The organism is uncultured Agitococcus sp. (assembly GCF_937920075.1).
Lineage (GTDB): Bacteria > Pseudomonadota > Gammaproteobacteria > Pseudomonadales > Moraxellaceae > Agitococcus.
Window position 1 is genome coordinate 1 of the sequence record NZ_CALETI010000129.1, and the last position, 12823, is coordinate 12823.

Here is a 12823-nt window from a genome sequence, read left to right on the forward strand (position 1 = left end):
GCTAATGCTAACGGTGCTTTAACCACAACTAAGGGACGCACTGATGCCAATGGTAAGGTAGAAGTTCAAATTTCATCGGCATCAACGGCATCTTCAAATAGCGTGAGTGCTGTCTATACTGACGCAAACGGCGTTGAAACTGTAGGCACTCTAAACTTTAAAACGATTGTTGGCAATAGGGTTAGTTTAAGTGCTAATAAATCTGAATTAATAAGCGGTGGAGATGCGGTTGATCTAACGGCTGTCGTTATTTCTCCAACAGGTAATGTACAGGCTAATGTGCCTGTTTCTTTTGTGTTGGCTAATCCCAGTGAAAAAGGTGTATCCATACAATCTACTAGTCCCGTGACCGATGCGAATGGTTTAGCTAAAGCAACCTTAAAAATTAGTAATGTTAATGGTGCCAATTTGGCAAACCGAGATGATTTTAAGGTTAAGGCAATTATCGGCACAGGTGCAAGTGAAGATGAGGTTAATGAGTTATCTATTCCTGTTGTAGGTACTAATTTAGCATTAAGCACTGAAAAGATAAGTGTTAAAACGAATGATAAAATTACTATTAAAGGTGTTTTAAAAGACGGAACTGGTAAATCTATTACAGGCTCTCAAACTGTTACTTTAGTTTCTGAGGGATTGTCTGGTGTACCAGCTAGCCTTGTTATTAGTAATGGTCAGTTTGAACTTAAGGATATAGTTGTTGCTTCAACGGGTACAACCGCCAAAATTGCAGCTTCTGCTTTAGGGGCAGATCAGAGTTTAAGCTTTGATATTTCTACAAGTAGTTTTGATGTTGATGCTCCTGAAAAAATTGATATTGATAAAGGTGGAGTTATCAATTTTGCTTATTCTGTTGCTGATGGTACATCAACAACGCCAATCAATATGACAGTGTCATCGACATTGGGAAATATACCGTCCCCCGTTATTTTACGTACCGATGATGGTGGTAAAACATTTAAAGCGAGTGTCTCTATTACTTCACAATTTCCTGGTAAAGCTGTGGTTCGCGCTGTATTCAAGGACTCAGCTAATAAAGAGATTGTTGCTAATAAAACGATTACTTATGTCTCTACTACTCCTGCTAAGTTAGCGATTCAGGCTGTGTCACCAACATTAGTACCTAATGGTCAAACTAATATTATAGCTAAGGTAACAGATGCGAACGATAACCCAGTTTCTGATGCTGTAGTAAATTTTAAATTGGAAAATCCTTTAGGCTCGGAATTAGATAATCCGAGTGTTAAAACTAATGACAAAGGTGAGGCAATAGTCTCTTTTAAAGCGGGTTCTGGTACAACAGGTACAGAAAAAATTACTGTTAAAGCTGATGTTTTAGATGAAAAGTCTGGAGTAACTAAGTCAGGCTCATTAAATTTAACCGTAGGTGGTAAAGCAGTATTTATATCTATCGCAACAGGAAATCAGATTGAAGAATTAACAACTACGACTTATGCGGTTCCTCATCAAATTACGGTTACAGATGCGACAGGCGCACCTGTTGCTAATACAGAAGTAAAAATTTCAGTATGGCCAGTTAACTACTATAAAGGAACCTATGTTTTTAATACCGAAAAGAAACTTTGGATACCTATTTATAGTGCTGAATGTAGTAACGAAGATGCAAACCAAAATGGCTTCTTGGATTTGTGGGAAAATAACGGCATAGGTGTGGCTTTAAGTCCATTTGATTATCCTAAAGGCGAAGAAACAGATGTTGAGGATAATAAAGATGGTAAATTATGGCCTGGTAACCCTGTGACCTTATCTACGAGTACATTAACTACAGGTGCTGATGGTATTGCCTATTTTAATGTGTTATATGGTCAAAGCTATGCTAACTGGTTGAAGGTTAAGTTAACTGCAAAAGCACAAGTTCAGGGTACAGAGTCAAAAACGGATAGAGTCTTTGGTATTCCTGCAAGCTCTGGCGATATGGGGGATGAAAAAGTTTCTCCACCTGGTGGGACACAGAGTGTTTATGGTACAGCAACTGTTTGTACTGATCCAAACTAAGTCATATTTTTTAATATGAAAGAACGCGCAGCCCCAATAAGTCTGCGCGTTTTTTTTGGTAATGAGTGCTATTTTGTTTAAAGTTCGCTATATTTAGAATGTTGCGCTCTAAAAGCTAATTCAATAATTTATAAAAATCAGTAGCAGGTATTTATTATGCAAGGCCATATTTCTGGAACTTATGTGCGCCTGTTGTTTGAATGGCTCAATGATAAAGGCTTTGAAGCTGAAAAAGTTTTACAACGTAGCTGTCCAGATTTAGATGAACGTATTCGTGTGCCATTTGATGAGTGGCGAGCGATGTTAGAACGTACGTATCAAGTCACAAAAGATCCCTTTTTTGGTTTAGAAGTCGGTAGCCGAATTACACCGCGTCATTTGGGTGTGCTTGGTTATGTGTCTTACTCCTGTAATACCTTGGGTGAAGCTTTATTGCGGTTGCAGCGTTTTGAAGATTTGGTTCATGCCGTTAACGATATGAAGGTTAACTTTGATGGCGACTTGATTTTGTTGCAATGGGGGGCAGAATTAGGGGTGACAGGTGAATTTGCTGATCAAACTGCACAAGCTGTTTTGGTAAGTTATATTCGTTATTTGATTTCACCAGAGTTTTCACCTGTTTGGATGAGTTTTATTAATCCAACGCCAACAAATGTTAAACCCTATGAAGATTTTTTCCGTTGTCCTGTAAAGTTTGAAAGTAATTTTACCACCATGGCTTTCCCTGCCATGTGGTTGGCGAAACCTGTTGCCAAACCTGATCCAGTTTTACGTGATATTTTGGATCGTCAAGCGGAAAGTCTATTACAACAATTACCTGCCAATGATGAATTTGTTGATGCCTTGCGCCAAGCAATCCATGCGGCGATTCATGCCGCAACACCTAGTTTAGATGTGGTTGCTATGCGGATGTATTGCTCACCACGTACCTTACAGCGACGTTTGGATGAGCGAGGCTTAAAGTTTCAAGTGCTATTAGATGATGCTCGTTTGCAATTGGCAAAGCGTTATTTAAGTAAGGCAGGCACATCGCTAAGCGAAATTGCATTGCTGTTAGGTTATGCCGAACAAAGCGCGTTTAACCATGCGTTTAAACGTTGGACGGGCGTCACACCTAAAGTATGGCGCGAAAAGAATGCAACGATGGTTTAAGCTGTTTAAAAAGCGGCCTGTAATGGGTCGCTAATCATAATAATACCAGCCAAATAACTGTTTATACTAACATAAATAATCGTGGTATTTGCGGGTTGGCTTGCGGCTAACTCTTGATGATTAATAATGGTATTAATCCCGAGTTCACTCATTAATTGTTGACTGCCTAGAGCAATAATTCTTCCATCAACAATACCTGTCAGACCATAACCTGTTAAATCTTTAAATTCGTTTACAGGATTCATCGGCACTTGACGTTTGCTTGCCTCATTAACAATCGCCTGTGCTAAACGATGATTGCTTGATTTAGCAATACTAGCTGCAACATGTAACACAACATCTGAGCTAAAGCCTGCACGTGCTTGCAGTTGGCTAAATTGTGCTGGTTCTAGTTGTGGTGATGATAAAATGACATCGGATTGTTTGTTTTTATCTTTTTTAAAGCGATACCATAAAACCACACCGATGGCGATGATACTTAAAATAGCTAAAACTATAATTAAATTATTATTCATTATATAAAAATTATTTAGAGGGTAAGTAGCTTTAGAATAACTGGATTTTAAACGAAGGAAAATGGGCTTATTTAAAAATTAAGATAGGAAAAGAGGCTAAATCCCTGACTCGTTAAGAGTCAGGGATAGGGTTTAGCGATTAGCGACGAACCCACTCTTGTGAGCCACGACGTGGACGCTGTTCTTTGAAGCTATCTGTACCCGCAAAAGCAGGTTTTCGGCTACGATTTTCTTCACGTGCTGGACGATCTTCGTTAAAGCGACGTGGTGCGGCTTCTTGATTGAAGTCATCACGGCGTTGGCTACGACGTGGACGCTCTGTTTCATAGCTGTAAGGAACATCGTTAAAGCGTGGTTGTGCTGCCTGTGCTTGTGGACGACGTGGTGCATTATCACGATAAATGTCACGATCATTAAAACGATCTTGACCTTGACTTTGACGTGGTGTGTCACGTTCAAAACGTTCGGCACGAGCTGGCTCGCGGTCAAAACGCTCAGCACGAACAGGTTCACGCTCAAAGCGTTCTGTACGTGGACGTTGTTGTTCAAAGCGTGGGCTATCGTCAAAACGAGGACGATCATCACGACGTGGTGCACGTTCTTCACGGAAAGCACGATCATCAATGCGGCTATCACGACGACCACCACCGCCATTGTTGGCACGGCGTTCTCTGCGGTCATTGCTCCAACGGTCTTTATTGCGACCTGCGCCACCATCACGACCTGTTTTTGGCTTAGGTGCGCGTTGTGGCTCTAAACCTTCAACTTCAGAAACTTCAACACGTACTGGCAACAAACGTTCAATACGTTGCCATTTAAAACGATCACCGTGTTGAATTAAGTTGATGGCAACACCGCTACGACCTGCACGACCTGTACGGCCAATACGGTGGATGTAGTCTTCACCATGCTTAGGTAAACCGTAGTTAACAACGTGAGAAATAGTTGGCACGTCAATACCACGGGCAGCAACGTCAGTCGCTACTAATACTTTGATTTCGCCACGACGTAAACCTTGTAAGGTGCGGTTACGCATAGATTGCTTCATGTCACCATGCAAAGCGCTGGCAGCATGGCCTTTTTCGCTTAAGTCATCAGCTAAAATGTCAGCTTCAGCTTTGGTGGCGGTGAAGATAATCATTTGTTGTAAATCTTCACTTTCTAACAAATGATCGAGTAATTTTTCTTTGTGAGCAACATCGTCAACATAGTGAACACGTTGTTCAATACGCTTGTAATCCATTTGCTCTTGAGCAATTGCTACACGCACTGGATCACGTAACATATCAGCCGCTAATTCGCCAGTACGGCCATCTAAGGTTGCTGAGAACATTAAAGTTTGGCGAGTTTCTGGTGTTTGACCAACAATGGCATCGATATCTTCAGAGAAGCCCATATCTAACATACGGTCTGCTTCGTCAAAAACTAACATTGACAATTGGCTTAAATCAATACGGCCAGAGTTCATGTGGTCTAATAAACGACCTGGTGTGGCGACTAAAATGTCAGGCATTTTGGCTAACATTTCGAGCTGACGTGGGTAAGGCATACCACCAACAATACTAGCGCAAATGGTGCGGCGTAAGTATTTGTCAAATTGTGTGGTTGCGGAGGTGACTTGTTGAGCCAATTCGCGTGTTGGGGTTAATACAATTAAATGTGGACAAGCAGGTGCAGGACGCGGACGACGACCTTTTACGCCACGTTGAGGCTTAACCACTTCTGGACGTGGTTTTTGAGAAATTAATTGTAAAGCAGGCAACATAAAAGCGGCAGTTTTGCCTGAGCCTGTTTGACTAGATACTAATAAATCACGACCTGCTAAGAAGGCAGGAATCGCTTGTGCTTGTACAGGTGTTGGTTTTTTATAATTTAAATCATCAAGTGCTTTGACAATAGCAGGGTGTAAGCCTAAAGCGGCAAACTCATTTTCGATAATAATTTCAGAATTGTTGAGGACAGAATTAGACAAAGGCATAGCATCATGAGCATTGGTCATGTTAGTACTTCTATAAGTTAGGACTTACGCATTGGATGGGAAAACATCTATAAATCAACAGGATAATGAATGTTGATTGTAAATTGTAAGTCAATAGATAACCGATATTTTGGCGAAAGGCTAAGTTTAGGAGCGTGTTGTTTTGAGACGTGGGTTATACCAAAATAAGTGATATAAAAGTACACGGAGGGTATCACCCTATAACAAGACGGTCATCCTAAGAAATTTTGGTTTACAATAGTAAGCCATCACAAATTAGCCGCTACGGCGTCGCGCCAATCAAGTCAGCACCAATAAGGTATTGACGATAGTGGGGGCAGATTGCCCAACAGACTTATAAGAGGAGAAATATCCTCGTTAAGATAGAGATTGGAGGCGATGCTCAACTGCGTTGTTAACGCGGCGCGGATTATATAGCTAATTTTGACAAAAGTGTGAAATATTTTAAGTTATTTTTAAGCGGTTGAATGATATAGCAGATTGCAGGCTGGAGATTAGATTAAGTGCCTGAAGGTCAAACAGTAAAACAGATGATAGGAGCAACGCTCTCTCTATTTTGTTAGAGGGAATCAGTGCTTGCTATTTGTGTCTTACTGTAATGGTCAAGTGAAACAGGGCAGATTATTAGGCAGCTTGTCTTAAAAAATCACGCTCAAATATTAATGGTGATTTATAGCCTAGCGTTGAGTGAATACGCTTACCATTATAAAAAGCCAAATAATCAATAATACTCAGTTTTGCCTCTGCGACTGTTCGGAATCGCTCATAGTGAAGCTGTTCGTATTTTAAGCTACGAAAGAATCGTTCAGTAGGCGCATTATCCCAACAGTTCCCTTTACGACTCATGCTTTGCTCGATGCCCATTATCGCCAAATGCTCACGGTATTCTTTGCTCGCATACTGGCTGCCACGATCAGAGTGATGAAGTAATCCCTGAGCAGGCTTTCGCCGCCAAAAGGCCATTTGTAATGCACTGACACACAATGACGTTTTCATATGATTAGCCATAGATTCATTAGTCATCACGCGCCCCCTAAAGCTTCCCCTAAACCAAACTAGGGCTAGGTAAATAAGCGTTTAGGGATTACTTACTTGTCGGGTGGCCGCCCTATACCTAGCACACCCATTTTAAGCACTACACCGCCACCGTACAATATAGGCCGTGATAGAACACGACAGGTTAAAACACCTAAACACCCATAGACAAAGAATAATCTTTGCTAGGTATATATTTAGGCGTTTCCTCAATCAAAATATCTGCCGAAATACCCAAACCACGATGCAATTTTCTAATCATCGTCATGGATAATGGGCGTTTACGGTTAAGCACTTCTGACACCTTAGAAACAGAACCTAAGTACGGCTCTAAATCTTTTCTTGTTAAGCCCATTTGCTCCATTCTGAATAAAATCGCCTCTATGGGGTCAACAACCACAGGCGGCACGATTGCTTTTTCGTAGGCTTTAATAACCACTAAAAGCAGCTCTAATTCATCGGCTAACTCTGTACCCTCTTGTGGGTCAATATCTAGCAACTCATTAAGCCTTTTCATGGCCACATCATAATCAGTACGGTGTTTAATGACTTTAACTTGCATGATGCACCTCAAAAACTTTGTTTGTCATATTCTGCATGAGTACCCACCCACTCTATAACCACTAATCCACGTTGATAACGAACCTTAACCACTAAGCGATAATGATTACCTTTGATATTGAAGATAACTCGGTTATCCGCTAAAAAATCAGCACTGGGGTAACGCTGTTTAATATCATGTGATGTTTGCCAGTGACTATGCGCTACTTCAATCTGCCAAGCGTCTAAGGCTTTTCGTGCATTAGCGTGTTTGCGCTTAAAGTCTTGCAAAAGGGGTAAGCCTAATAATTCGACGTCATGCCTTGCATATTTATTAAACGACTTTTAGTGTATTCCCAAATAGGGAATACATCAACTAGAAATCGTATCAAGACAAACCGTGATAGTCCGCGACAAAACACAACACAATAAAAAACCGCCTTTTGTTGGCGGTTTATATGGCAAGGCTTAGACAAGGTTTTAACTGGCTTTCACAAATTGCAGCACTTTACCTGTCCGCACGTTATCTAAATAATTTGCCCAGTCTTGCATCATTTGCCGTCTATACGGTAAATGTTGGGCATGGTTATAAGCGGCTGCTACTTTGTTTTTTTCATTGTGTGATAACTGCCGCTCGATAGCATCATGCAAATAGCCTTGTTCATGCAAAATGGTACTTGCTAAGCCTCTAAAACCGTGTCCAGTCATACGGCCTTTGTAACCCATACGTGCTATAGCATTAGTAATAAAGTTTTCACTGTATGGCTTGCGAGATGCTGTATTAAAAAACACATAAGGCGAATTTAAGCCCATTGCTTTTATTTCCTCCAGTATCTCTAAGGCTTGAGCCGATAAAGGCACAATATGCTTAGTTTCTTTTTTCATCTTATTGGCTGGGATACGCCATTCTTTCGCCTCAAAATCTATTTCTGCCCATTCCATAAAACGAACCTCTATTGTTCGGGCAAATGTCAGGTTAATAAACTTTAAGCCTAGTCTTGTTAATACATCACCATCATAGGCATCTATTCTGCTTAAAAACTCAGGTAAATCTTTGGTATCAATACGCACCATATTTACCACTTTGCGCGGTTTTAAGGCTTCGGTTAACCCATCTGTAGGGTCGTAGGTCGTTACTCCCTCACACATAGCCTGACGAAATACACAACCTGCTAAACGAATCATTCGTCTTGCCATTTCCCCTGCCCCTCTGTCTTCTACTTTTCGGGCGGCTGCCAAAATCTCAGGGCTTTTAATTTTATCTATAGGAATTTGGCCAATAAAAGGAATAAGGTCTTTTTCAAGTAAACTGCTATCACGCTTAAAAGTATCAGGCTTAATGGTTGATTGCCTGTCTAATAACCACTTACGCGCCCACACTTCAAAACTATTCACATTGTCGATAATTTCTTTGGCTTGTTTTTTGGCTTTACTGGGGTCTATGCCTTGCTCTATTTGCTGTCTTGCCTCATCACGTTTACGCCTTGCCTCTGCTAAAGAGACTTGAGGATATTTGCCAATGGTTAAACTTCGCTGCTTGCCCTCAAAACGATAAGCATACGTCCATGACATTCGGCCATTTCTAAAAATGTGTAATTGCAAGCCATGAGTATCACTATGTTTGCTTGGCTCGCTTTCTTGCTCGGTAGGTGCTTTTAGCTTTTTGATTTTGGCATCGGTTAGCATTTGTTGGTATTTTCCGTGTTGGTATTTTTCATACCAACAAATATACCAACAAAATAGCGTGGTTTGCCATACACCATCGCGGCCTATCGCGGACAATAAAAAACCCCAAAGTATTGCTACTATTGGGGTTTGTGGCCTATGGCGGCCTACCGTGTACTAGAATTTGGTAGACGTAACTGGACTCGAACCAGCGACCCCCACCATGTCAAGGTGGTGCTCTAACCAACTGAGCTATACGTCTAAAGAGGGCATAATTCTATATAAGCCCTTACAAATAAGCAAGTCTTTTTATACTTGCTTCGTTTTTTGTGGTTGATAACTGGGCAATTTATGAAGTAATTGCTTGAGTTTTTGGGTACTTGATGATGCGTTTTGCTGATAACGCAACATACAATATTCTTGTTCAATCGCTATAAGAACATCTTGCCAATGTGGTTGTGCAATTTGTAAACGCTGCAAATATGCCACGACACCCTCTCCTTGCTGCCTAGATAAACCCCGTTTGCTTAAACGATATGACAAATTAAGAATCACTTTATCTGCTGGATGATGTCTTTTTTGGCCTTTTAAAATTGTCCACACTGCCAACAACCCTGCTATCACAAATAAAGCAACAAACATAATGGCAATACGTTTCCAAATTGAGGAGTCACCTAAGAGTTTTAATAACAATTGATCTTGTTGAGCCGAATCATAACCCACAATATCTTTTTGCCAGCGATAATTTAAATAATCTGCCATATTTCTCAATTGGCTAAACAATTTATAATTACTATATTTTAAAGTGCTTAGAGTTGAACTTCCCCAAACTTGCTGATTATCTGCTAAATCTGTCATGCCTTTTTCAATACGTTCAGGTGCAATAGCTCCTGTAGGGTCTAATAGTGTCCAACCTTTATTAGGCAACCATGCTTCTACCCATGCATGGGCATCCATTTGTCTTACTTGCCACGAGTCTCCTGTTGGACTCCACTCTCCACCTTGATACCCAACGACAACACGAGCAGGAATACCCGCTGCCCGTAATAAAAAAGTAAATGCCGATGAATAATGCTCACAAAATCCGCGCTTAGTTTTAAATAAAAAATCGTCAATCCGATTTTCTCCTAACAAAGGCGGCTCTAAGGTGTAATAAAAATTACTTTTTCTAAACCATGCTAATACAGCCTGAATATATGCTTCATCCGAAGCATAAAACTTTCGCCATTGTTGAGCCATTTGATGCGCAGTTGCATTACCTTTTTCGGGTAACTTTAACATTTCTTGTCTTAACCAAAATGGCAAATTGGCATCCAAACTTATTTTTTTAAATTGCATGACTTCATAGCTAAAGCGTTCAAATACAGGAACACGACTAACCAATCTAAAATCACGCGTAAGACCTATTCCTTTATCTCGAGAATATGGCACCATCAAACTATACAACCACACTTGGTCAGTTGGCTCCAAAATAACTTTATAATGTGTGGGTTTTTGCTGAACAATCTGTATTTGAGTTTCAGCCCATTGAGGTAAAGGAAACTCTGACCATGCTGCATTTTCATCGGCAAAAACAGAGAGTTGACTTGTGCGCCATGTCGTTCCGTCAAAGTTACTTAAGGTTAAACCTCGCCAATATAATTCTGACTTAGGTGGAATATTTTTTTTGTCCTCAAACTCAACACGAAAAGCTAGTTCGGTAGATTGACTTAATTTAGCCAAATCTCCTGGTGACATATTATCGGACATGCCTGTTTTTCCTGTTCCCTCCGTTAATTTAATTGTCCATAAAGGTGGTAAACGTGGAAAAAATAAATATAAAACGATCATCAATGGCAAAGCTTGCCCCAATAACATCAAGGATTTTTTAAGGGCAATTTTGATAGATATACTTTGATTTTGAGCCACATAAGCCATTGTCACCCAAATAATACCCAAAGCAGCATATAACGTTGTCCATAAACTTTTTTCAAAGAGAAATTGTGCTGCCAAAATAAAATAAGACAAGGTTAAAACCACATAACAGTCACGCTCATCACGGGTTTCTAATAATTTTAATGCCGCACACAAAATTAAAAATGCCGTGCCTGCTTCAGGGCCAAACCATGTATTGTAAGCGTATTTAATTGCCGCAATACTGGCTATAACTAACAAAGCTTTAATAAGAGTATTGGGTAACGGTAAACGTTGTTCAATGGCAGGAATGCGCCATAAAAAACACAGCAAAATTGCAATATCAAGCCACAAATCTAAACGTTGCCAATGTGGCAAAATCACTATAAATAATGCTGATAATAAAGCATAACGCGAAGCCAAACGATTCATAATGGCTCCTCAAATAAAGCCAACGCTCGCAAACATTGTTGTTGATGTTGATGGCCTGTACCTACTTCTATTTTTTTATGCGGCAATTTTAAGGCAAATGGCTGTTGTTGCTCGGTTAATCTAAGCACCCACCATGCCAAACGCGATAATCTGTTTTCTTTATCTAAGCCCTGAAAGGCTAAATAATCTAAAGTATTGCTACCTGTGACAGGTTCACTATAAGTTTTGACTAACATTCCTTGTCCACGTGCTAAATGTTTCCATGATACATGGGCTAATGGATCACCCTCATTAAATTTTTTTAAGCCTTCAAAATCTTCAATGCCTACTTTGCGTTTTTGGCTATGTTCTGCTTGTTCTTTATCACCAGAGCCAGAAGGCAATTCATCTGAAGCGATAGGTTGAGGATAGACAATTGCGGTTAAATCTAAATCTAGCCATGTCCATGCGCGTAATAAACCCAAGGGATAAAATGTGGTCATTTTTAAACGCGGCGGCTGAAAACGTCCTCGTTGCTCAGTTCGTAAAAATAAAGTCACCTCTGTTTGACCATCTACAATTTCAACTTGCTCTTTAACTCCCCCCCAATCCAATAACAAAGAATAATATAAGCGTTTATTGGTGGGTGTTAATCGAATCGTAAAGGCTACAACATCCCCTGCAAAAGCCTCACCTCCGGCAATGGCGTTAATTTTTAACCCCGATAAATTGGCAAAAGTATGATGAATACCTATCACCAATAAACTACCCAAGAAAAAACAAAAACCGAGTATTAGATTGTTAGCGTAGTTTATGCCTGCAATAAATAATGCCAATAACAATAACGACATCATACCGCCATAAGACGATAAAAAAATAAATACACGTCGTTGATTAAGAATGACTTCTTTGGCTCGTGGAATGCGGCGGCTTAACCATTGCTGCCAACGTGTTTTGTATGCTTGTTTTAGGCGGTCTATAATTGCCATGACTTACTCAATGACATCAACAGCGTTTAATAATTGACTGGTTAATGAGTGCATCTTTTGTTGATCTTCCATACTGCCTCTTAAACGATGCTCAGCAACCGCAGGCAAAACGGCTTGGACGTCTTCGGGAATAGCATAATTACGCCCTTCAATGAATGCCCATGCTTGTGTGGCACGTTTAAGAGCTAGCAAACCTCGCGGAGATAAACCATGTGGGAAATCGCGACTTTGACGGGTGTGAATGACTAAACGTTGTAAATAATCAATCACTGCATCACTCAAATGAATAGTAAGAATTTGCTCTTGCCATGCTTGTAAACGCTCAGCATCAGCCAACGCAGGTAGCAAAGTCAACATTTGGCGACGGTCTTTACCAGTTAATAATTCTCGCTCTGCACGTGGGTCTGGATAACCTAGCTGAATACGCATTAAAAAACGATCTAATTGCGATTCAGGCAATGGAAAAGTACCCATTTGATGACTGGGATTTTGCGTAGCAATGACAAAAAAAGGTTTAGGTAAGGTTCGAGTCACTCCATCACTGGTCACTTGTCCTTCTTCCATAGCTTCTAACAAAGCACTTTGTGTTTTAGGGCTAGTACGGTTAATTT

At 40.4% G+C, this 12823-nt stretch carries 10 protein-coding genes, 1 tRNA gene and 1 pseudogene; 2 read left to right on the plus strand and 10 right to left on the minus strand.

Features of this window, described 5'->3' with window-relative positions:
• Positions 1–2013, plus strand: a 2013-nt coding sequence (locus Q0212_RS04745; protein ID WP_297922971.1) for a hypothetical protein, incomplete at its 5' end; no start/stop codon positions are given.
• A 156-nt stretch (positions 2014–2169) separates the two neighbouring features.
• Positions 2170–3165 (plus strand): AraC family transcriptional regulator, encoded by a 996-nt coding sequence (locus Q0212_RS04750; protein WP_297922974.1) that lies wholly within the window; start codon positions 2170–2172, stop codon positions 3163–3165.
• A gap of 5 nt (positions 3166–3170) precedes the next feature.
• Here the strand turns inward: Q0212_RS04750 and Q0212_RS04755 are convergent, their stop codons facing one another.
• The 10 genes and pseudogenes from Q0212_RS04755 to Q0212_RS04800 form a co-directional block, all read right to left on the minus strand.
• Positions 3171–3680, minus strand: a complete 510-nt coding sequence (locus Q0212_RS04755; RefSeq protein WP_297922977.1) for a hypothetical protein — start codon at positions 3678–3680, stop codon at positions 3171–3173.
• A 139-nt stretch (positions 3681–3819) separates the two neighbouring features.
• Positions 3820–5679 carry a DEAD/DEAH box helicase gene (locus Q0212_RS04760; protein WP_297922980.1) on the minus strand — a complete coding sequence of 620 codons (1860 nt, stop codon included), beginning with the start codon at positions 5677–5679 and terminating at the stop codon, positions 3820–3822.
• A gap of 624 nt (positions 5680–6303) precedes the next feature.
• Positions 6304–6690, minus strand: a pseudogene (locus tag Q0212_RS04765) (IS3 family transposase); the annotation flags it as partial.
• Between the two features lie 178 nt (positions 6691–6868).
• A complete protein-coding gene (locus Q0212_RS04770) occupies positions 6869–7276 on the minus strand; it encodes a helix-turn-helix domain-containing protein (RefSeq protein WP_297922986.1) in 408 nt (135 codons plus the stop codon).
• A gap of 8 nt (positions 7277–7284) precedes the next feature.
• On the minus strand, positions 7285–7545 hold the full coding sequence (locus tag Q0212_RS04775; RefSeq protein WP_297922989.1) for a type II toxin-antitoxin system HigB family toxin: 261 nt from the start codon (positions 7543–7545) through the stop codon (positions 7285–7287).
• A 189-nt stretch (positions 7546–7734) separates the two neighbouring features.
• Positions 7735–9036, minus strand: a complete 1302-nt coding sequence (locus Q0212_RS04780) for a tyrosine-type recombinase/integrase (protein ID WP_367175592.1) — start codon at positions 9034–9036, stop codon at positions 7735–7737.
• Positions 9037–9104: 68 nt separating this feature from the next.
• Positions 9105–9181: transfer RNA gene (locus Q0212_RS04785), tRNA-Val, on the minus strand.
• A gap of 47 nt (positions 9182–9228) precedes the next feature.
• The gene (locus Q0212_RS04790) at positions 9229–11244 is read right to left on the minus strand and encodes a DUF3488 and transglutaminase-like domain-containing protein (RefSeq protein ID WP_297922992.1); all 2016 of its coding nucleotides are present in this window, start codon (positions 11242–11244) and stop codon (positions 9229–9231) included.
• Complete coding sequence (locus Q0212_RS04795) at positions 11241–12212, minus strand: DUF58 domain-containing protein (RefSeq protein WP_297922995.1); 972 nt, start codon at positions 12210–12212, stop codon at positions 11241–11243. Before Q0212_RS04795 ends, Q0212_RS04790 begins: the two co-directional genes overlap by 4 nt.
• 3 nt (positions 12213–12215) lie before the next feature.
• A partial coding sequence (locus Q0212_RS04800; RefSeq protein ID WP_297922997.1) for a MoxR family ATPase occupies positions 12216–12823 on the minus strand: 608 nt, incomplete at its 5' end.